Consider the following 19345-nt stretch of genomic DNA (forward strand, 5'->3'; position numbering starts at 1 on the left):
GGTCTGCGGACGCGCTGCGGCATGCGTTCCACGTCGAGCAACAGACCCTGCTCGTCTTTCCGGGCGTCGAGGATCTCTCCAAGGCTCTCGCCAAAACCCAGAACGAAGAAAGTCATGGCGTATGTACCCAACGCGACGGTCGGGTCGCCTTTTTCCAGCTTGAGATATGTGCTCTTGGCCACACCGATGCGTTCGGCCATCATGGCCACCGTGAGGCTGCGCTTCTTGCGCGCCAGCGCGATATCGGCGCCCAACTTCGTCAAGCTCCGCCTCACGCGCGGGGGAAGAGTATCAGCGACAGTCGATCGCATCTAACGTCTCATATAAATGCCCATCAGGCCAATACGGTACGTTATACACGACCTTATGTGGCCAGTCGAGATAGCCGGCTAGAGACGCGTTGCCCGGGTTCGACCAAGACGGCTGCAAGTGCCTGCTCGGGCGGCATCGATAGAACCGGCAATGTCACACAGAGCGTTGGCCGTGCGGCTCGCTCTTCAGGGGGCCGGCACCGCGGGGCGTGGTACGTGCAAGTCGGATGGCGATGGGCTATGTCGTTGGTCTACCGATCGGACCGAGCACCTTCACGAGGCAGAATGAAAGCCCTAGACGCCCTGAAGGCTGCACCCCCTGAAGTGCGCGCAGCAGCGCTTGCCGTTCTCGATCAGGTGTCGGCGCCATTGACAGAGCGACAACTCGCCAGCGCCTTTCGCGCACATAGCATCGGGTTGCTCGATGCCAAACGCTTGGCACGAGCCCTACGCAAGCTCGATATCATCGCGGTCGCCCGCCGCGGCCCCTGAAGCTTGAGCATTGTGGGCTTCGGACTGGCACGGACGCGTCCTGTCGGGCTACATTCGAACTTCCGCCAAGAACCAGACGCGAGAAGGTAGACGATCATGACAGAAGCGACCTGGGGTGAAAGCGCGAAGACGCCCGAGATCAATTGGCGGGTGAGCGCGTCGCTCGAAAACGTCCCGCGCGGCGATAGCGACGTGGCCGAAGTCACCAACCTGGAACGGGCAGTTCGCGATTGGCAAAAACTGGACCCCCAGCATCAAGCTGCGGCCGTCCTGACGGTTGAGCATCCTGTCCAAATCGAGGGTGCCTCCAGCACGACATTTGCCGGTGAAGGCATCGCAGCACTGGCGGACCATCTGCCTGCTTCCAGCCCGACCGAGGAGTAAGCTCGAATGGCCAACCCAAGCGTCCTTTTCGAGATGGGGGACTATTACTGGGTTGCCGAACGCGAGAGCGTCGGCTTCACGGGTACCACCAACTTGGGGCTGGTCGAGTTCCTCATCACCAGCGAGGCTCTGACGCAACTCCTCGATCCCGATCGCGATACGCTCGATTCCGAAACTGCCCTCGAGGTGTTCATCGAGTTCGAGAGCGACATTCACCGCATAGCACAGCGCGAGTTCGTCAAGCGGCTCGGCGGGGAGCCCCCGATCCTGCTGACTGCGGCCGACGTAGAAGGCTGAAGCCGTGTCGGAAGGAAACGCCAGCCGGATCGATCCACGCCATTCGACGGGCACCATCCCCGAGGTGCCTCAGCCAAGGATGCGGGCGGCACGCTTTCTCACTGATCCAACACTTCCTCATATCGGCCTGCGCGGCGTAGCTGACGGACAATGCCGTTGAACGCGGCGGTCACACCCTGTGCCCTGCCGATCTCATTCTCCTGGCACGCCGCATCCCAGTAGAGCTCAAGCGGCCAACGCTCTGGGCAATGCGGTAAGAGGCACCGAAGCGCCAGACGAACCTCCACGCCGTCCACGCGCGAGTCCGAACAGCGGGCGACGCCGCTCCGTAGGATATGGACCGATAGTGCGATGACGACGCGCTGGTGGCGAGCAAGCTTTGTCATCGCTCAACGAAGGTCATGCGATTTGAAGCGGACGGCGTCCTCGGGATCCATGCCCTCAGCGTGCGGCGGCCAGTAGCAGTTCCGCGGCTCCGGCTTCCAACCCGCGTCACCGCGGTCAGGCGATCCGGCATGCTTGGCCCCATCGCCGCGGCCGGTCCGATGGGGGAACGACATCTCGCCCACGCGGTGCAGCAGGTCACCATGGTCGATGATCCGGTCGCAGATGACGTGGATTACCTCGCCCTCTTTCTGCACCCTGCCCTTCATGCCGATCATCGATGCGGACATGATCGTGCGGCGTTGCCGCTCGAACCGATCGGGCCACAGGATGCCGTTCGCGATTCCCGTCTCGTCCTCGATCGTAATGAACAGCACGCCCTTGGCGGAGCCGGGCTTTTGGCGGACCAGAATGATGCCGGCGACCTCGACGTGCCGGCCATCCCGGATATTCGCGAGTTCGGCGCATTTGGTCACGCCACGTCGTGCGAGTTCACCCCGAACGAACGTCAGCGGATGCGCCCGCAGCGACAGCTGCAGCGAGCGATAATCCTCGATCACCTCGCGCCCGTCAGTCAACGGACGGAGAGCGACGGACGGTTCGATCCCTTCGGCGCTGATCGTCTCCGCAGCGCGATCCGCGGCGGCGAACAGCGGCAGCGGCGCCTCGCCAAGCCCCCTTACTTTCCAAAGGCCCTGCCGGCGATCGGCACCGAAGGCGTGAAACGCATCGGCATCGGCCAGCTTCTCGATCGCGGCGCGCTGTACACTGGACCGGCGCCATACATCTTCGACGCTATCGAACAGCGTGGTGCTACGCGCCCCTACGATCGCAGCCCCGTCGGCGTTCGACAGCCCGCGCACTTGGCGAAGCCCGAGCCGCACCGCGAGGTAGCGGCCGCCTGTCGGCTCCAACGTGCAGTCCCAGCGGCTCGCATTGACGCAAGGGGGCCGGACCTGCACATCGTGCGCCTGAGCGTCCCGGACAATCTGTGCGGGCGCATAGAACCCCATCGGCTGCGCGTTCATGAGCGAGGCACAGAAGACATCTGGATGGTGATGCTTCATCCAGCTCGAGGCGTAGGAAATCTTGGCGAAGCTCGCCGCGTGGCTCTCCGGGAAGCCGTAGGAGCCGAAGCCCTCGAGCTGGCGGAACGTGCGTTCGGCGAAGTCGCGGGGATAACCGCGGGAAACCATGCCCTCGACCAGCTTCTCCGAGAAGTGCGATACGCCACCGGTGACCTTGAACGTCGCCATGGCGCGGCGCAGCTGATCCGCCTCGGCCGGCGTGAAGCCCGCACCCACGATCGCGACCTTCATCGCCTGTTCCTGGAATAGCGGCACCCCGAGCGTCTTTTCCAGCACCGCGCGCAACTCGGGCCGGGGATATTCAGGCTTTTCGAGCCCCTCGCGCCGGCGCAGATATGGGTGGACCATGTCGCCCTGAATTGGGCCTGGCCGCACGATGGCGACCTGAATGACAAGGTCGTAAAAGCGGCGCGGCTTCATGCGCGGCAGCATCGACATCTGCGCGCGGCTTTCGATCTGGAACGTGCCGAGCGTGTCGGCCTTCTGGATCATCGCGTAAACGTCCGGATCGTCGTCCTGCAGGTCGGCAAGCCCGATCCGCACGCCCTTGGTTTCCTCCAGCATGTTGAAGGCTCGATTCATGCAGCCGAGCATGCCGAGGCCGAGCACGTCGACCTTCATGAACTTCAAGGAGTCGATATCATCCTTGTCCCACTCGATGATCTGCCGGTCGACCATCGCGGCAGGCTCGATCGGCACGAGGTCGTCGAGCCGGTCGTGGGTGAGCACGAACCCGCCAGGGTGCTGCGACATATGGCGTGGCACGCCGATCAGCTTGCGGGCGAGTTCGAGCGTAAGCCGCAACCGACGATCGCCCATATCTAGGTTCAGTTCATTGACCTGCTTCTCGCCGACGCCCTCGGCCGACCAACCCCAGACCAGACCCGCCAACGACGACGTCAGGTCCTCGGGCAACCCCAGCGCCTTGCCGACGTCGCGCACGGCGCCGCGCGCGCGGTAGCGCTGCACCACAGCCGTCAGCGCGGCGTGGTTGCGGCCATAGGTTTCGTAGATCCACTGGATAATCTCTTCGCGCCGCTCATGCTCGAAATCGACATCGATATCGGGCGGCTCCCGGCGCTCGCCCGAGACGAACCGCTCGAACAGCAGCTCGTGCTTGATCGGGTCGATCGAGGTAATCGCGAGCACGAAACATACGCACGAGTTCGCGGCAGACCCCCGCCCCTGGCACAGGATCCCGCGACGCCGTGCTTCGCGCACGATCGCGTAGACGGTCAGGAAATACGGGGCGTATGCGAGCTCTGCGATGAGCTTCAGCTCGTGTGTGATCTGATCGGTGTACGCCTGGGGCACTGCTCCATCGAACATCCGGTCGACGGCTTCCAGCGCCAAGCGCTCGAGCGCTTCCTGTGCGCTCAGCCCCTCCAACAGCCGCTCATGCGGGTATTGGTACGCCAGCTCGCCGAGATCGAAGGTACAGGCGCGCGCAATATCGACGCTCGCGCGCAGTGCGTCGGGGTAGGCCTTGAACCTTCGAACCATCTCGGCCGGCGACTTGAGCGCGCGGTCGGCGTTCACCTCTCGGCGATAGCCGAGTTCGTCGACCGTGCATTTCTCTCTGACCGCAGTGACGACGTCCTGCATCAGCCGTGCCTCGGGCGCGTGATAGAGGATGTCGCCGGTGACGACCGCGCGTACGCCTGCGGCCGCGGCTTGGCGGGCGAGCGCATCGATGCGGACCGCATCGTTCGGCCGGCGCCGCTGGTACAGCGCCATATACCCGCGCTTGCCATACACCGTTTTCAGCTCGGCGAGCGCAACCGCATTATGGTCGCTGGCTTCCTCGGCAAGCAGGATGGCAACCATCCCTTCGGACCATGGCGCGAGATCGTGCCAGACTAACTCGCACTTGCCCTTGCCCGCTCGCTTCTTGCCGACCGTCAGCAGCCGGGTAAGCCGGGACCAGGCGGGCCGGTCGGTCGGATAAAGCAGCAGCCGGCGCCCACAGGCGAGATCGACACGGGCTCCGGCGATCATGCGCACGCCGGTCGCCTTCTGCGCCTCCCAGCCCCGCACGACCCCGGCGACGGAACCGATGTCCGATAGCCCCAGGGCCTCCAGGCCGAGTAGATTCGCGGCCGCGAACAGCTCGTCCGGGCTCGACGCGCCGCGGAGCAGTGAGAAATGCGTGAGCACCTGCAGCTCGACATAATCGGTCATGCGAACACGCCGTGCATCCACCAGCTGAGATCGCCGGTCTCGCTCTCGAAGCCATCACCGCGTCGAAACACCCAGTAGCGGCCGCCCTTGTCATCCTCGACACGATAGTAATCGCGCACCGCCCAGACTTCGGCGTCGCGACGCCACCATTCGCCGTGGATGCGCTCGGGGCCGTCGCCGGCGACAATCATGTAGGTCGTGCCGCGCCACTCGAAGCGCCGGGGCGGCTGATCCGGCAGCAGGGCTATCACGCGCGCCAGCGGCTCTGGCCTTGCGAACAACCGAACGGGGCGAACCCATTCTGGCCAGCCGCTGGGTGCGTCGACAGGGTCCGCTCGGATCACTGCGCGCTCGGGCACATGGCTTTCGACGGGCGCGAGGCGGTACACCGCGCGGGCGCCAATCCTGCCGGCGACGACGTCGATCAGGCGGGCAGGATCGCGTACCAATGTCTCGCCTGCGAGCACGGCTCCCAGATCGATGGCATCGAGCGGTTCGGTGTGGGGTGCGACCAGCGTGAACTGCTCAATGCCGAGCCCGGGATCGATCCGGTCGATGCGAAGCTTCAGAAGGCGTAGGAGATGCGACACTTCCCGCGTCGGGCGGGACGTGCCGACACCGACCACTTGCTCGCCTCCATCGATCCGCAGCCCTACCAGTCGCAAGGCGCGAGCGCCGAGCCCCCTCGCCTGCAGCACCTCGGCGAGATCGGCGAGCAGGTCTCCCATGACGCGCTCGATCGCCTCTGCGGTGCAGATAGGCTCCAGCAGGCGCCGTTCGACGATCGGCAGCTCTGCATCCTGGCGCGGCGTGATCGGCTCGGCGACGCCGCCCAGCGCCTGATCGAGCCGCGTGATCGCGGGTAGGCCGAGACGGCGCGCGAGCGGTCCCCTGGCGACGGGCAGGAGATCGGCGACCGTCTCGAACCCGAACTTGCGGCCGGCGGTCAGTGCTACGCTGTTCAAACGCAGTGCTGCGATCGGCAAAGGTCCAAGCGCTTCGACGGTACGCCCCGACGGCACAATCGTGAGAGCGGCGCGCCCAAAGCGAGCGACTGCATGCGCAGCGCCTGGCGTATCCGCAACCGCAACACGGGCCGTGAAGCCGGCGCGCTGGCAGAAAGCGCGCAACCGCTGGCAGAAGCGCTCTTCGCCGCCGTGAAGATGCTCGCAGCCGGTCAGATCGAGCCACAGCCCGTCGGGTGGTGTTGCCGCGGCGATCGGTGTCCAACGACGCACGGCGCGCAGCGCCAGATGGTCAAGCAACGCCGCATCTGCTTCCGGCTCAGCCGGTCGGAAATCGAGGTCCGACACCAAGGCGCGGGCATGCGTTGCAGCCATGCCAACGGCAATCCCGAGGCTTGCAGCCGAAGAGCAGGCTGCCACGACCTCTTCCCGCCGACCGACCTTCCCGATCAACGCGAGCGGCGACGCATGGAAGGCGGCGACCGTTGCTTCTACCGACATGGCTTGCTCTGCTGGCGCATCGCCGCGGTACGGGTGAACCGCCGCTTCCGAGCGCCGGCCGAGTTCGCGCATCGGCGGTTTCGCATGTGCCGGGAGCGCTGCGATCTGACTTTCGACGTCGGTGCTCTCTGGCGCGTCCGTACGGGCCCAGCGTGCACCGGGTCGCCAACCGCCACCACGCGGAACGGAACAGGCGCCGGGATTGTCGTCGACAGGAAGCTGGAGCGCGACGGGCCTAGGCCGCGGCATAGCGTGCCGGTCCAGCCGTCTCAGCCGTTCGATGGCCAAGTGCGGCAGGAACAGCGAGACAACCCGTCTCATCGCATCCCTCCACGATCATAGAAAACGACGTGCCACTGCGCTGGCGGGCAAGCTCGACCGACCAACGCGGCCGCCCTACCCCGGCGACGCTCAGGCGTTCGGACGGCGCGCTGGCAATCCGCCAGCGGGTCCACGCGGCCGACGGCTCGCCAAGCGGATCCTGCTCGCGCCCGCGTCGTCGCCGAAGGAGAAGCACAGGGATGTCTGCGTCGGCCGCGACCAGCTGAAGCCGGCGCGTCGCCACCATCGAAACCTGCCGTGCTTCCGCGATAACCGCAGACGGTGTGCGATCGCGCACCGCGTCTTCAATGACGGCCAGCAGCGCTGCGTCATCGAGCGGCTGCGCATAGATCACGTTAGCGGAAAGAAGGCCCGCCTGCGCAAGGCCGGGGGCGTAAAGATCGTTACGGCAACTCGCCCACAATACCGGCCCGCCAGTCCGGGCCGATTCGCGTGCTGCAATGCCGGCGAGGAACAGCGTGGTGGCTGCGTCGTCGACCAGCGAGCAGCTGTGCGCTGCGGCCTCGTGGAGCGCCCCCGTGCGCAGGCCCCCGCCACTCAGACGGCTATCGATGCCCTGAATTCCGAACGGCAACACACGGTAGTCGGCGACGGGAACCGCGATTGTTCGCAGCTGTGCGAGACTGTGCTGGAGGTTAGTGGGCGCGGCAAACATGATAAGCTCAAACTCGAATCGTTCTCTCTATGTTCCGCTCATGGCAGCGCTCCGTCAAGGCGATTCCAGCGAGCCGTTTGACCAAATCGGGATTCGACGGACGATCGCGGGACGGAACGGCTGCGCAACATACGGCAAACAAAGCAGGAAGATTTCTCTTTCGTTCTGCCATCGGCTGACTCATAGAATCGAGATGCCGATCCGCCCCGAAAACCGCTGGCTTTACCCGATCGATTGGCGGCAGCTGTCCAACGTGATCCGGTTCGACCGAGCCGGCGCGCGCTGCGAGCATTGCTCGAGACCGCATATGCGACGGGTGGCCCATCTCGGCGACGGTCGTTGGTGGGACGCAGAGGCTGCGTGCTGGCGCTCAGCGCGTGGCAAGCGGATCACGCTCAAGGGCGACTCCGTCCTCGCGTCGGTGCGAACGACCTATGTGGTGCTCGCCTGCGCGCATCTCGATCATGATCCGGGCAACAGCATGCCCGGCAATCTCGCGGCGCTCTGTCAGCGGTGCCATATGCTCCATGATGCGGCCGAGCATCGTTGGCGGCGCTGGTGGAACGTATTTCGCCTGCGCGCAATCCGTGACTTGTACGAAGATCCGCGCGTCACCCGGGAGCGTGGTGCACGGTAGGCGGCCACGCCAAGAATTCGGATCTGCCGAGGCGCCGGTTGGACGGACGCTTCTGGCCGCACGCAGTCCGATACTCTCGAAGAGGTGATGATATGCCAACGTTCGATAGTCGAGCGGAAGGCCGTGATGTCGGCCGCGATGCGCAGCGTCGTTGAAACGTTGCTCGTCATGGCTAAGGTCCTGTGAGTTTCACAAGGGAAGTACACGAGCATGAATATGGGTGAACTGGTCAAGGCCGTCGCTGGTACGACGAGCACGAGCGAGGCAGAAGCCAAGGCCGCGATCGCCGCCGTGTTTGAGCATATCGCTGGCGCGGCCGCAAAGGGCGAAGAGGTCGCGATCGCTGGCTTCGGCAAGTTCTCCGTCAAGGATCGTCCCGAGCGCCAGGGCCGGAACCCATCGACCGGCGAGGCAATGACGATCGCGGCATCGAAGAAGGTCTCGTTCACGCCCGCCAAGGGTCTGAAGGATAAGCTCTAAGGCCAGAGTGCCGGCGGGCAAAGCTTGCCGGCACAACGACAGGGTGCTCGAATGTGCAATCGATACAGGCTGACGGCGAAACAGGCGGAGGTCGCCGCGACGTTCGGCATCCGCCCACCTTACGAGCCCGACGAGACGTACCCGGCCCCCGACATCTTTCCGACGGGCAAGAAGACGCCGTTTTACGGCCAGGTGGTCATCCAGGACGGCGCCGACCGGAAGATCGAGCGGATGGAGTGGGGTGTACCGACGCAGGTGCCGAGCAAGCGCGATGCAGCGGTCAAGCTCACCAAGTACGTGACCAACGTGCGCAATCTCAACTCGAGCTTCTGGCGGTCGATGCTGACTACGCCGGCGCGCCGTTGCCTGGTGCCGGTAACGGCGTTCTCCGAGTTCGGGATCGCGCCTGGCGAGGACGGCAAGAAGCCGCTTCACTGGTTCGACGTGCCTAGCCGCCCGATTTTTGCCTTTGCCGGGATCTGGCGACCGACCGAGCGCGGGAATGCCTATGGGTTCTTGACCACCGAGCCGAATGCGATCGTCGCGCCGATCCATCCAAAGGCGATGCCGGTGGTCCTTCACGACGACGACTATGATCGCTGGCTATCGGCACCATGGGACGATCTGAAGAGGCTCGTCGCCCCTTACCCTTCCCAGTTGATGCGGCTCGGCTGACACGCCCATGATCCGCGTAAGTCACCTGCCGCTGCTGCGCTTTCATGCACTCCGCTGGTGCGCGCGCCAAGCATCGTTCCAGTCGTCATGATCTTCGGGCACGCGGCTGATGAGCTCGCGCCCGTTCGCTGTCAGGTGATCGTGTGCCTTTTCCAGAAGGCGGTCGGCCGCGCGGCCTCGGTCACCGTAAACGATCACCCGGCGGACCTTCTCCGGGATCGCGACGAAGGCTAGCCGTTCGACACCGCCCAGCGCCCATGTCGGCGTCCCGAACCATTGCGTCGCCGATCGGGCGTCCTCGATCCCTTCGGCAAGGCCCAGCTCGTCGGTCGCAGGCGCAAGACGGATCGCTGCTGTGCCGAGCAGTCCGAGCGCAACCTTCGGCTTTGGGATGGGCTTGCGCAGCACATCGACAGGATCGAGGAAGGTCCGTTGGACGGCAACCAGTCCGAGGTCGTTTTCGACTGCGGCGATCATCGCGGGCATTACGCGTCTGTCGGCACCGGAGCCGAATATGGTCGCCGGGTTGAAGCGCAAAGCCTTGGGATAGGGCGCGGAGATGCCGCGGGCGACGAGATAGGCTTCGGCGAGCGTGCCCGCGACCGGCACGCTGGCATTCCAGAGACGCAGCGCGAGCGCGCCCATGTCGCGCTTCGGCTTGCCCTCCGGCATTGCCACGGCAGAACGGTCATGGAGCTTCCTGCGCTGAAGCGCCTTCAGCACCTCGAGCGCTGTACAGCCGGCAAAACAGTGGAAGAGGATCGCCGAATCGCCGAGGCGGACGGACAGGCTGGGCGAGCCATCGTCATGGGCCGGGCAGCGGCATTCGCCGCGGGTGCCACGCCATACCCCGCCGAGCTGTTCGACAATGTTCTTGGCTCGGATTTCGGCATCGAGCGGTAGTCTCGCCATCGGCCACGTCCTGTGAAGCTGATAGGTTTCGGTCACTTTTGGCCTCCGGAAAATATCACCGAAAGCCAGGCGGCATCCTCCACTCTGGATGGTCGGCAGGAGACGATTGGCTGCGCGCGGCGCGACGATCTCCTTCGTCCAGGTATCGAGCCGAGCGAGGATCGTCACCCGACCGGGTCGGGACGGTCACGCTGGCTGGACCGCAACGCGGCGGGGGGGGAGCCGTGTCGCCAACCCGCTCCCGCCCCCAATCAGCTATGCTCGGCTTCGGCCTTGGTCAGGATCGAGAAAGTGTCGGCGATCAGCTCGGTGCGGTAGGAAACCTCGTTGCCTTCGCCGTGGTTGCTCTCGCGGACCCGGCCGGTGACATGCACCAGATCGCCCCTCCCGGCTGCTTCGACTTGGGGTCCTACATTGGAGAAGCACACGACGCTGTTCCACAGCGTGTCGGTCTTCCAGTCGTCGCCATCGCGCCGGTTATAATTCGCGGCGACGCTCACATAGGTGACCTTCTCGCGCGCCGTGATTTTGCCGATGCGACCGATGATCCGAAACTCGGCAATATTCTGGGGCATGATATCCTCCTTGGTTGATGTTGGGATCGGATCCGGCGACCCGGTGCTAGCCTAGTCGGGCTCCACTTGCCGGTGCGCAAAGTGGTAGCGCGCCAAATTCTGGGGCGTCGCGAATGTGTCGTAGGCCGTCGTCCAGTCGCGCCGGATGGCCTGCTGCGCCGTCCGAAGTGGCACGCGGCGCTCGCAAACCAGTCGCCACAAGACATAGGCCAAGGCATTCTTGTCGGCCGCGTTCGCTTGGCCGCGCCGGGGCTGAAGCCACAGATCGCGTAGGTCGAGCGGCGCGCCGCCAAGCGAGATCGGGATCAGATGGTCGAGTTCGTAATCGGCGAAGGACTCGCCCGGATGCTGCGCGTCCATCAAGCGCCGTTTGACGGGCGCGGTAACCGCGAAGGCGGGGCGGACCGATCGTGCATAGCCGGGTCGGCAGATCGTCGTGCCGATGTTCGCCTGAGTGATAGAGGGATCGACGGCCCCTGGCGTATCGCGGGGCGGCAGGATGCCGGTTCGGTCCACCCGCAAGAAGGGATTGCGGAGCGCCGTCGATAGGCCGGCAACGGCATCGCAGAAGTCATGGGTCGCGGCGACGCTGCAGGCCGAAACCTCACCGCGCCTCCCAGCCCGCTTGTCGTCAAACGGCCGATACCAGAAGCCGATGGCGATCAAGAGCGCCAACCCGCCCGATATAGCTTGCAGCTTCAAGAGCGCATGCCCCGTATATCCACCGTCGTCCCAGTCACCTCAAACCACTCGACAACTGAATCAGCTAGGTTCTGGCCTAGCTGACAATTGCCTAAAGCGGTTTGAAACACATCTCCTATGGTCATGGTGCAATACCGTGCCTCTAGTCGCAATAGATTACGCCGCATCACTCCATAATCGCGAATGGATCACTCCAGATGTGTTGTTGTTTGCCTTATGCTTCAGGTTTAGGCTTTTGATGTCGATGTCCTGTAGTCGCTGACATCTGCTTGGGTTCAATTCAGCAATGGTGCATTGGTGTGCTTCCGGCGAGTATCGTAGCGAAGGCAATTCAACTCTGTGCCGCCGGGCTTGCCGGGGCCGGAACGCCATCTCCCGCGTCGCTCGCAATCTCCGTTCGTTCGGGTGCGGTCCTCGCCAGGCAGCCCGGCAACGCAGCTGACGCAGAGGCGACGGTGCGTGATCTGATCGCGTTGGGCGCGGACTTCGAGGCGGGGCCGCTGACGATCCGCGGCCGTGATTTCGCGACTTACGGTATCACGCCGGCAACCGTTTTTGATGCCTGCGCGCTCTCGCATATCGACGACGACCGGTCTTCTATCGGCTCCGTGGGCGCGCTCTCGGCGTCGAACGTCGCAGCCCTCGTTCGTCGCGCTTTTGGCTCGCGGATTACCGATACGATCCGCCCAATGAACGCCAGCTACGGCGCGCGGTATAGCTGGCACAAGTTCGGCCAAGCGGTCGATTTCGTTCCCGCAGGCGGCGTCCACGCGATCGACCGCGAGCAGATCCGCGCCCTCATGGCACAGAGCGGTATCCGTATCATCGAGCTGCTCGGGCCGGGGGATCGCGGTCACGCGAACCACTGGCATGTCGCGTTCGCGCGACCCGGACAGGTCAGCTCGGCCAGCCCGGCGCGGCGCAAACCGACATCTTCGGGCGGCCGATCGCCGCAGCCCCGGGGCCGCAGGTCGCCGATGCCAACGGAAATCCGGTGCCGGCAACGAGCGGGACAACCTCCCCAACGGCGAACGGACAGCAATCTCCCGAGCAGCGACGTGCCGAACAGGCACGCGCCATGGCCGATGCGGCGCGGCGGTCGCCGATCATGGCCTTTGGCAACACCGGGCTGGCCTCGGCCGCCCTTCCCGCCTCCGCCGGTGCCGACGCCCAACAGGGCACGGACCTCGACGACCGGACGCGCGGCGGCCAATCCACTGTCGCACGGCGGGGCCTCGGTGCCATCGGCTTCGGAGCGCCGGGTGAAGACGGTCCGGCCGAGGCGGGCAAGGGCCCGACCGACTTCAGCGATCAGCTCGGCCATGCCGCGATCCAGACGGTGCGGGCAACGATGGTCGCGGACCGTAACCTTCTGCTGAGTGCCGGCACGGTCATCCCCTGCACGCTCCAAACGGCGATCAACTCGACACAGGCCGGCTTCGTGTCCTGCGTCATCAATCACGACGTCTATTCCGAGAACGGCCGCATCGTCCTGCTCGACAAGGGGACCAAGGTGCTGGGGCAGTATTCCGGTGGCATCACGCAGGGGCAAGCGCGCCTGTTCGTGCTGTGGACGCGCGCCCTGACGCCGCGTGGCGTCGCGATCGAGCTCGGGTCGCCGGCAGCGGACAGCCTTGGCCGGGCCGGGTTGCCAGGCGGCGTCGATACCCAGTTCTGGGCACGTTTCGGCGTCGGGCTCGTCATCTCGGTGCTGGAGGATGCCTCGCAGATCGCCGGTCGGGCGGTTGCCAATGAGGGGAGCAACACCACGCAGGTTCCCGGGCAAACCGGGCAGACCGTCCTTCAGCAAACCATGAACATCAAACCGATCCTGAAAAAGAACCAGGGCGACATCGCGGCGATCTTCGTCGCCAAGGACTTCGATTTCCGCTCGGTTTATGACGTGGGATTGAGGCGTTAAGGCCGTGGCATCCAGTCCGACCTCGCTGATCTACGAGCATAATGCCGAACCGATCCGACGGCACCTTCTTCGCGATGATGTGACCGAGCTGGTCATCAACGAGCCGGGGATAATCGGCCTCGAGACGCGGGGTGGCTGGGAGTGGCATGAGGAGCCCGCACTCGACAATGCGGCACTCATGACGCTGGCGAAGCTGATCGCGGGGCTGACCAAGCAGGACATCAATTCCGAATATCCGATATGCTCCTCAGTCCTGCCGGGCGGCGAGCGCGCACAGGTCGTCGTTCCCCCGGCGGTCGAGCAAGGCTTCATCTCGATCACGATCCGCAAAGCGTCGGGCGTGACGATGAACATCGACGATTTCGAGCGTGCCGGCCTCTTCAGCGAGGTCCGCGCGCACGGCCTGTACGAGGAGGTCGACCCCGATCTGCTACGACTGCGCGAGGCGGGCGACTGGCGCGCCTTCTTCAAGCTGGCGGTCGAAGCCCGCAAGAACATCCTCATTTCCGGCGCAACGGGCTCCGGCAAGACGAGCTTTTCTAAGGGTCTCATCAAGCTGATCCCGGACTATGAGCGGATCCTGACGATCGAGGACACGCGCGAGCTCGTCGTACCCCAGCGCAACCACGTCCACATGATGTACGCCAAGGATGGGAAGAGCCTCCAGAAGGCGGGCGCCAAGGAGTTGCTGGAATCGGCGCTGCGGATGCGGCCCGATCGCATTCTTCTGCAGGAATTGCGGGACGGCACCGCCTTCTTCTACCTGCGCAACGTCAACAGCGGTCATCCTGGTTCGATCACCACGGTCCACGCCAATACGGCCGAGGGCGCGCTCGAGCAGCTGACGCTGCTGGTGAAGGAATCGGAAGGCGGCAACGATCTCGACCGCCACGACATCCGGGCGCTGCTGCGCTCCCTGGTTGATATCGTCGTGCAGATGCGTCGCCTCCCACCCGGTGAGGGCCAGCCGGCGCGCTATCGCATGACCGAAGTATGGTTCGATCCGGCGAGCAAGCCAACCGACTGAAGGGGGTGCCGGCATGAACGGAAAATGGGTGCGAAGCGACGAAGGGTCGCAGCCGGGCGCGATCGCGTTCCTCGGCGTCATCGGCATGTTCGTCAGCGCCGCGATCGGCGCCCTCGCCGTCCTGTGGCGTGCCCACCTCCTCAACGCCCATACCCCGTGGCGCAAGGTGCCGGCCGCGCTGTGGGCGCTGAAGGGCTATCCGATCGTCTATCAGCCGTTCCTAATCGGCTTCGGGATCGGCCTTGTCCTGACGGTCGTCATCATCGTCTCGACGCTGTTCACGCGGCAAAAGCTCCACGGCGAGGCGCGCTTCGCGCGGGTCGGCGAGGTCCGCAACGGCAAGATGCTCGCCTCGGCCGGCATCGTGCTGGGCAAGTTCGGCGGCAAGGTGATGCGCTTTGGCGGACCCGAGCATGTGATGCTGGAAGCCCCGACGCGCGCCGGCAAGGGGGTGGGCGTCATCATCCCGAACCTACTCGACTGGCTCGATTCTCTCGTGGTGCTCGACATCAAGCAGGAAAATTACGACAACACGGCGGGGTATCGGCTGAAGGTGCTCGGGCATGAGGTGCTGCTCTTCAACCCTCTCGATCCCACCGGCCGCACCGTGCGGTGGAACCCGCTGAGCTACATCAACCGGCATGACCCGGTGGAGGTCATCAATGAGCTCCAGAAGATCGCGGCAATGCTCTATCCCGATCCGCTCACGGGCGAGAAGTTCTGGGCCGAGGGCGCACGAACCGCGTTCCTCGGCATCACCGCCTATATCGCGGCTACCGTCAACGATGGGGAGGACGCCCTCCCCTTCACGCTTGGCGAGGTGTACCGCCAGTTTGCGGCCGGTGATGCACAGCGTCGTTTCCCGAAGATCATCGCCGATCGTAAGAAGGCCGGGAAGCCCCTGTCGGAAGGGTGCGTATCGGCGATCAAGGATTATACCGGCTCGTCGGCGAACACGTTCTCCGGATTGCGCCAGTCGGTTACGTCCAAGATCAACGGCTGGCTGAACCCCTATGTCGATGCGGCGACCTCAGAGAGCGATTTCGACCTGAGCGATTTTCGGGACAAGCGGATTTCGCTCTATCTCGGCGTGTCGCCGGATGACCTGGAGCGGGTTGCCCCGATCTACGGCCTGCTCTTCCAGCAACTCATCGACCGCAACGTCCGCGAGCTGCCGAAGGGCGACAAGCATCAGATCAAGGTGCTGCTCGCGCTGGACGAGTTCGCGAGCCTCGGCAAATGCACCGTACTCGCGAACGCCTTCAGCTATGTCGCCGGCTACGGGTTGCGGATGCTTCCGGCGTTCCAGTCGCTCGAACAGATCCAGGGCGTCTATGGGGACAAGGTGGCGGCCGACATCGAGCGAAACTGCGCGGTGCGGCTTGTGCTTCGGCCCGCGGGTTTGGCCGAAGCGAAGAAGATTTCGGACCAGCTCGGCAGCTACACGTTCAAGGCGCGGTCGCGCTCGATGGGAACGTGGGGTGGCGGAGGCGGCTCCACTTCGGACTCCGATCAGCGCCGGCCGCTGATGCTCCCTCAGGAAGTCGAGTTGCTGCCGGAGGACGATCTGATCGTTTTCCGGCGAGGCATGTACGCGACCTATGGAAAGAAGGTCCGTTACTATGCCGAGAAAAAGCTCTCGGCGCGGACTAAGATACCGGCCCCGGAGATGCCCCAGATCCGCGTGGACCCCGCCGTCGCTGCCAACAGCCTTCGCGTGATCGAGGCCACGCAGGCCCCCGATGACTTCAATTCCGCCTCGTCGACGCCAGGCGCCGCTGCGACCGCAGGATCTGTTGCGACCAACGACGCACCTGCAAAGGGTCGGCGTGGATTGAACCAAGCCGCGATCAACGCCGCCTTGGCCGTTCCGCCAAACGAGCGTGTTGCCATGCTCTTCGACGGCCTCCTCATGGTGCGAGGCAGACCTGCGTAACCAATGGGAATGCCTTCTCATCGATTTTAAGGTGGAAACGAGCGAGGTTGCCCCCGGAGGGCGTCAAATGGGACAAAGCCGTCGTTCGGGCAATCGGCCGGGAATGTCGGGTTTCGGATGAGCTGGCCATTCGCGGGGCTTCCGAGATCTGCTCGGCAACAAGCCAGCGTGCACGGTAGCGACTTCGCCAGGATTCGATCTCACGCCAAAATAGCAGCCGCTGCTCCCCTGACGAAAAACCCCACCTCAGAGGTTGTCGTGCACTTTCTCAATCCGACAGGGTATCTCGTGTAAACGCTCACGCTTTCTGGCGGCGTTCTGATCGCGCTATTTGTCGTCGGTGCCTCGCCGCGTAGTAAGCACGAATGTCCGGGTTTGGTGGGAAGCGGAACGGCCGCTTTTGGGGACGCACCCCAGGAAATCAGCCACTGAAAGGACGTCCCAGATGCAGGCTTATGCATCGGCGGAAACCGAGGTTTCCTGCCGTGCGTTGGTCGATGCAAACTCGTGAGTTGGCTCATGGCTTTGATTGCGATGACTGTTGGCTAAGCGGCATTCGATGATAGTCTCCATGCTACTGCGTCACTGCAAAGGACCTATTCATGATTGCCGTCCTCGCCACTCTCCTGCTTCCGATTATGCCTCTCGAAGGTTCGGCAAAGTGGGATATTGCAGGAATGACCCCAACCCGTCCTGCAATCAGTTATTACGAGGAAGGCAAACCAAGCTTCGTTATGACGTGCAGCGGTACGCAAACCACCGTTCAGGTTAGAGGATTCACGGCAGCGCAAAAATGGCCCCAGCCTGTGATGTCCTTGAAGTTTGGTACCGCAATGCGTTTTGCCAATCCCGATCTACGACTGATCGGAGATCAAACGGCCTTCGAATTTCAGTTTGCGATCAGCAATCCCGTACTGTCGGCACTAAATAACGGCGCGCCACTAGTTGCGACGTACAACGGAAAGTCGCTTACTTTTCCAACAGCACCTGCTGCATTCCGCCAGGAATTTGCAGAGAAGTGTTCCGCTCTAGTACCGCCGGGAATGCGCGTCCGCTGATAACATCACGATCACGGACGTTGCGTACGCGATCATGGTGATGAACGGATGTCCACTTTCGAGCCTGCGATCTTCCCACTGGAACGTCCTGCTCTGGGCGCTTCCGGTCCGTCCGCTTTCCGGACGATCCCCCCCCTCGATATGCTCTATTTTCCGCCGGTACGTTTTAGGTATGCCTTTCGCAGACCTCTTAATAGCTGGTACTTTAAGCGCCTCCTAATCGCGTAAAAAGGACTGGACTAATAAGTACCACATATAGCAGACTACGGAACGTTCATCCGAGCCTATCTTCGCGCTTCTACCTCCGAACAGGATGCGTCGCGCGGTAAGAGCGCCCTCGACGTGTTTGCGGCGGAGCACGGGCTTCGGATTGCGGCCCGCTATGTCGAAAACGAAAGTGGAGCCAAGCTTCACCGGCCAGAGCTGTTCCGCCTGCTGTCGGATTGCGAGCCGGGAGACGTGCTCCTTGTTGAGCAGGTTGATCGGCTTTCTCGCCTCACCTCACCCGACTGGATTAAGCTGCGCAATTTAATCGACGCCAAGTAGGTCCGCGTTGTCGCACTCGACCTGCCGACGTCGTGGATCCTGACGGCACCGACGGATGAGTTCACCGGCCGAATGTTCGCAGCAGTAAACGCCATGATGTTGGACGTACTCGCCGCGGTTGCCCGCAAGGACTATGAGGATCGCCGTCGTCGACAGGCCGAAGGCACTGCAAAAGCCAAGGCAGCGGGTCTTTATAAGGGGCGCCCCGAGAACAAGACCCGCAACGCTGCAATCTCGAGCCTTCTTCGCGATGGCCGAAGCTGGCGCGATATAATGGATGCGACTGGCTGCAGTCGAACGCTGCTCGCCAAGATTGCTCGTGATCGCCGTCGACAGGCAGAGGCTGACGCAGCAATGTCAGACGCGCACCCCTAATGTGTTCAGGCAGACTCTAGATCCTCATAATGAGGCGTCCGATTTCTCTGCTATCGACCCTGTTTGAACGAGTTTTGTGTACCAAAGCCCATACCCACTCAGGGTATACCAGTAATATACGCCAGACAGTCAGACTGTCAGACCGTCTGAAAACGTCATGACGGATTATTGCGTGGTGGCCGGATCGATATGATCCGGCATGGGATACAGGAAGGGCTTTCCCGTGATCAAATGCTGCTGCTGGCGTCGGTTGATGACTACGTATCGGCGGACAACCTGACATGGTTCATCGCGGTGTTCATCGACGAGCTAGACATAGATGAGCGTGCTTTTGGCTGGCGCGACCCAAGGCGCAGGTCGGCCCGGCTATGACCCTGCTGATATGCTGAAGCTGTACCTCCACCTCTACGGCTATTTCAACCGGGTCCGGTCGAGCCGGTGCCTGGCGGCAGAGGCGGGGCGCAACCTGGGAGTAATGTGGCTGCTGGGCGGCCTGCGACCGGACGTTCGCACGATCGCGGATTTCCGGGGGCGTTCCCCCCCAAGCTCCAGGCAATGGCTTACGCCGCCCTCATCTCGCATGCATTCCGGGTCGCCTCACCCAATTGAATGCCATATTGCGGCCGAGGGCGGACTGATCCGCAATCGGTATCAATGGGCAAGGGTATCGAATGACGGACTTGTCGGGGGACGACCGAAACAGGCTCGCCCGTCCCGCGCCTATGGAGCGCGGGTTCAATCATCTGATCGCAGGCGGTCATTTCGAACGGAAGTTCGGGCGATGGCCGCTTCCCCCGAATGATGCCGTCGCGACGATCCACGACCTGATCTTCGCCCGCATGATCAACCCCGATTCGTCGGCGCTCCAGCGCACGTGGGATCAAGCACATAGACAATGAGA

General features: G+C 63.5%; 19 protein-coding genes and 1 pseudogene. 13 read left to right on the plus strand and 7 right to left on the minus strand.

Annotation, left to right across the window (positions count from 1 at the left end; translation table 11 throughout):
• The coding region (locus tag sphst_RS09130) for a helix-turn-helix domain-containing protein (RefSeq protein ID WP_199848943.1) at positions 1-263 on the minus strand (263 nt) is incomplete at its 3' end.
• A gap of 333 nt (positions 264-596) precedes the next feature.
• Here sphst_RS09130 and sphst_RS20440 point away from each other — a divergent pair.
• From sphst_RS20440 to sphst_RS09140, 3 genes are all read left to right on the plus strand, one after another.
• A complete protein-coding gene (locus sphst_RS20440) occupies positions 597-803 on the plus strand; it encodes a hypothetical protein (protein WP_031393326.1) in 207 nt (68 codons plus the stop codon).
• A gap of 96 nt (positions 804-899) precedes the next feature.
• Entirely contained in the window at positions 900-1187 is a 288-nt protein-coding gene (locus sphst_RS09135) for a hypothetical protein (protein ID WP_031393325.1), read from the plus strand.
• A 6-nt stretch (positions 1188-1193) separates the two neighbouring features.
• Positions 1194-1484, plus strand: coding sequence for a DUF1488 family protein (locus sphst_RS09140; RefSeq protein WP_031393324.1), 291 nt, complete (start codon positions 1194-1196; stop codon positions 1482-1484).
• 389 nt (positions 1485-1873) lie between these two features.
• Here the strand turns inward: sphst_RS09140 and sphst_RS09150 are convergent, their stop codons facing one another.
• From sphst_RS09150 to sphst_RS09160, 3 genes are all read right to left on the minus strand, one after another.
• On the minus strand, positions 1874-5137 hold the full coding sequence (locus sphst_RS09150; protein WP_107045441.1) for an error-prone DNA polymerase: 3264 nt from the start codon (positions 5135-5137) through the stop codon (positions 1874-1876).
• Positions 5134-6675, minus strand: coding sequence for a Y-family DNA polymerase (locus sphst_RS09155; RefSeq protein ID WP_051916375.1), 1542 nt, complete (start codon positions 6673-6675; stop codon positions 5134-5136). Before sphst_RS09155 ends, sphst_RS09150 begins: the two co-directional genes overlap by 4 nt.
• A gap of 163 nt (positions 6676-6838) precedes the next feature.
• The gene (locus sphst_RS09160; RefSeq protein ID WP_031394150.1) at positions 6839-7600 is read right to left on the minus strand and encodes an ImuA family protein; all 762 of its coding nucleotides are present in this window, start codon (positions 7598-7600) and stop codon (positions 6839-6841) included.
• Positions 7601-7640: 40 nt separating this feature from the next.
• Here sphst_RS09160 and sphst_RS09165 point away from each other — a divergent pair, with 40 nt between their 5' ends.
• The 3 genes from sphst_RS09165 (at position 7641) to sphst_RS09175 (ending at position 9392) form a co-directional block, all read left to right on the plus strand.
• Positions 7641-8237 (plus strand): hypothetical protein, encoded by a 597-nt coding sequence (locus sphst_RS09165; protein ID WP_234387528.1) that lies wholly within the window; start codon positions 7641-7643, stop codon positions 8235-8237.
• A gap of 210 nt (positions 8238-8447) precedes the next feature.
• The gene (locus tag sphst_RS09170) at positions 8448-8717 is read left to right on the plus strand and encodes an HU family DNA-binding protein (RefSeq protein ID WP_031394152.1); all 270 of its coding nucleotides are present in this window, start codon (positions 8448-8450) and stop codon (positions 8715-8717) included.
• A gap of 51 nt (positions 8718-8768) precedes the next feature.
• Positions 8769-9392 carry an SOS response-associated peptidase gene (locus sphst_RS09175; RefSeq protein ID WP_031394153.1) on the plus strand — a complete coding sequence of 208 codons (624 nt, stop codon included), beginning with the start codon at positions 8769-8771 and terminating at the stop codon, positions 9390-9392.
• 42 nt (positions 9393-9434) lie between these two features.
• Here the strand turns inward: sphst_RS09175 and sphst_RS09180 are convergent, their stop codons facing one another.
• The 3 genes from sphst_RS09180 to sphst_RS09190 form a co-directional block, all read right to left on the minus strand.
• Complete coding sequence (locus sphst_RS09180; RefSeq protein ID WP_107045444.1) at positions 9435-10304, minus strand: DUF7146 domain-containing protein; 870 nt, start codon at positions 10302-10304, stop codon at positions 9435-9437.
• Between the two features lie 251 nt (positions 10305-10555).
• Positions 10556-10879, minus strand: coding sequence for a single-stranded DNA-binding protein (locus sphst_RS09185; RefSeq protein ID WP_031393496.1), 324 nt, complete (start codon positions 10877-10879; stop codon positions 10556-10558).
• Positions 10880-10930: 51 nt separating this feature from the next.
• Complete coding sequence (locus tag sphst_RS09190; protein ID WP_234387530.1) at positions 10931-11581, minus strand: hypothetical protein; 651 nt, start codon at positions 11579-11581, stop codon at positions 10931-10933.
• Between the two features lie 1078 nt (positions 11582-12659).
• On the opposite strand from sphst_RS09190, the gene virB10 reads away from it, so the two are divergent.
• The 7 genes and pseudogenes from virB10 to sphst_RS09220 form a co-directional block, all read left to right on the plus strand.
• A complete protein-coding gene (gene virB10 / locus sphst_RS09200) occupies positions 12660-13502 on the plus strand; it encodes a type IV secretion system protein VirB10 (protein WP_234387531.1) in 843 nt (280 codons plus the stop codon).
• Between the two features lie 4 nt (positions 13503-13506).
• Positions 13507-14529 carry a P-type DNA transfer ATPase VirB11 gene (gene virB11, locus sphst_RS09205; RefSeq protein WP_031393499.1) on the plus strand — a complete coding sequence of 341 codons (1023 nt, stop codon included), beginning with the start codon at positions 13507-13509 and terminating at the stop codon, positions 14527-14529.
• 85 nt (positions 14530-14614) lie between these two features.
• Positions 14615-16465: a type IV secretory system conjugative DNA transfer family protein gene (locus sphst_RS09210; protein ID WP_234387532.1), complete on the plus strand. Its 1851-nt coding sequence runs from the start codon at positions 14615-14617 to the stop codon at positions 16463-16465.
• A 602-nt stretch (positions 16466-17067) separates the two neighbouring features.
• On the plus strand, positions 17068-17523 hold the full coding sequence (locus tag sphst_RS20445; RefSeq protein ID WP_159043558.1) for a hypothetical protein: 456 nt from the start codon (positions 17068-17070) through the stop codon (positions 17521-17523).
• Between the two features lie 276 nt (positions 17524-17799).
• Positions 17800-18069 carry a recombinase family protein gene (locus tag sphst_RS21180; RefSeq protein WP_267895111.1) on the plus strand — a complete coding sequence of 90 codons (270 nt, stop codon included), beginning with the start codon at positions 17800-17802 and terminating at the stop codon, positions 18067-18069.
• A gap of 72 nt (positions 18070-18141) precedes the next feature.
• A complete protein-coding gene (locus sphst_RS21185) occupies positions 18142-18444 on the plus strand; it encodes a hypothetical protein (RefSeq protein WP_234387534.1) in 303 nt (100 codons plus the stop codon).
• A gap of 352 nt (positions 18445-18796) precedes the next feature.
• Positions 18797-18973, plus strand: a pseudogene (locus sphst_RS09220) (transposase); the annotation flags it as partial.
• Positions 18974-19345: the final 372 nt, after the last annotated feature.

The organism is Sphingomonas sp. STIS6.2 (assembly GCF_000732685.2).
Lineage (GTDB): Bacteria > Pseudomonadota > Alphaproteobacteria > Sphingomonadales > Sphingomonadaceae > Sphingomonas > Sphingomonas aerolata.